Source organism: Bradyrhizobium sp. AS23.2, from assembly GCF_001908185.1.
In the GTDB taxonomy this organism is placed as follows: domain Bacteria; phylum Pseudomonadota; class Alphaproteobacteria; order Rhizobiales; family Xanthobacteraceae; genus Bradyrhizobium.
Genome location: NZ_LGHM01000404.1, coordinates 1 through 1,802 on the forward strand (window position 1 = coordinate 1; position 1,802 = coordinate 1,802).

2 protein-coding genes and 1 pseudogene are annotated in these 1,802 nt (G+C 59.7%); all 3 read right to left on the reverse strand.

Annotation, left to right across the window (positions count from 1 at the left end):
• Nucleotides 1–408, reverse strand: a pseudogene (locus AC630_RS46590) (phenylacetate--CoA ligase family protein); the annotation flags it as partial.
• A 17-nt stretch (nt 409–425) separates the two neighbouring features.
• A complete protein-coding gene (locus AC630_RS45105) occupies nt 426–725 on the reverse strand; it encodes a hypothetical protein (protein ID WP_143198794.1) in 300 nt (99 codons plus the stop codon).
• Nucleotides 722–1,795 (reverse strand): enoyl-CoA hydratase/isomerase family protein, encoded by a 1,074-nt coding sequence (locus AC630_RS42545; RefSeq protein ID WP_074124430.1) that lies wholly within the window; start codon nt 1,793–1,795, stop codon nt 722–724. Before AC630_RS42545 ends, AC630_RS45105 begins: the two co-directional genes overlap by 4 nt.
• Nucleotides 1,796–1,802 lie beyond the last annotated feature (7 nt).

Sequence of the window (1,802 nt, forward strand, 5' to 3'; positions counted from 1 at the left end):
GCCAGGCGTCAAATGATAGCTGAATGTGTTTAGTACGACGTCCCCCGACCGAAATCCGGCTGCGAACAACGCTCGTGCTCCATTCCATGGATCCGGGCGATCAATTTCGGGCTCAAAAATAGGTCCGGGAGAGACGAAAAGATGTGAGGCGATTGCGGGGGCATGGTTCAGCATACCGCCAAACGGACTGCTCGACTTTTGGATTTGAACAAGATCGGATTTACGAGTGACTGGAAGCGCGGCCAATACTTCGCGATTATCGACAAGGTCGGGACATTCGTCCCGCATAGCAGTCGCGTAATACGGGAGCAGGAGGGCTTTCCGAAGAACCTCCTTGAGTTGGACGAAATCTTCGGCTTCCCGATCCTCCGGGCGCCGCAGTTCGGCACTATCGTAAGATGCAATCATTTGCGTAACTCCTGTCGTCACTCGGCTGTTGAATGCGGTTTGGACGCCGATTGTTTTCCGGCGAAACGCCACGACCGCTGAACCAGTTTCTCCAGGTGGAGTTCACCTCTCCCAAAAGCCGCTTTGGCTTCCAGGCGATCTTCCGTCGCGTCTCCCGCGAGGTCTTCAATCCTACAAATCATGTGCGAGCTAACGGGCAACGTGGCGATGACGATGCGCGCGCTCTTCGCTACAGCCGCGCGGCGATCGATCCGCCCATATTGCCGATCCGGCGAATGCGACGGCTGCCGAGAGTTCCACCCGTTGGCGCGCTTCATTTTCCGTTCGAGAACGTCAGTTCGTCGGCGCCGATTGCGGCGAAGTAGGGCTCGATCATTTCTGACGTGACATCTTCCATGAAGGCGGGAGACCATTTTGGCTTGCGATCCTTGTCGATCACGGCCGCGCGGACGCCCTCACGGAAATCATCGGTGCGGAACGCTTCCAGCGCAGCGCGATACTCGCGCACCAGGCACTCCTCCAGCGAAGACGATAGCCGCGCCAGCCGAAGCAATCGCAGCGTCACCTTCATGGCGCGCGGCGATTTTCCGCCTAGCGCTCTCAGCGTCGACAGAGCCGGCTCTGAGCCGCTTCTCCGCAGCGCACCGACAATCTCCTCCAGGCTGTCATAGGCAAACCATTCATCGATTTGGTGCCTGAGCGAAGCTATTGGTCCGGATGTTTCTCCCGTCGCAAATCGTTCGATCTGCGTCTTCAACTCCTCCTGCAACGTTCCCGGGCGCAGATTGATCAGCGCTTCGCGCAGATCGCCGAGCTTATTGGACGGAACCACCGCATCGGCAAGGCCGGCAAATATGGCGTCTGGCCCATTCATGACGCTTCCCGTCAGGCCCAAATAGGTGCCAAGCTCTCCGGGCGCTCGTGAGAACAACCATGTTCCTCCTACATCCGGAAAAATGCCGATTCCCACCTCCGGCATCGCGAGCTTGGTGCGCTCGGTGACGATCCGGTGCCGACCATGCGCGGATAGCCCGATGCCGCCCCCCATGACCAGGCCATCCATGAACGCGACATAGGGCTTCGGATACTTCGCGATCCGCGCATTCAAGGTGTATTCCTGCCGCCAGAAGACCTTGCCGAGGTCTCCCTTCGCCGTCGAGCTCTCATAGAGCCCGCGGATGTCACCGCCGGCACATAGGCCGCGCTCGCCGGCACCTTCCAACAGCACGACCGCGATATCGGGATCGTTCTCGAACCGGTCCAGCGCGGCGTCGACCCCCAGGGCCATCTCCAAGCTCAGGGCATTGATTGCCTTCGGCCGGTTGAGCCGGATGACGCCCGCAGTCCCTTCGCGCCGGACGATCAGGTCGCCTTCTGCGACCACCACATCATTC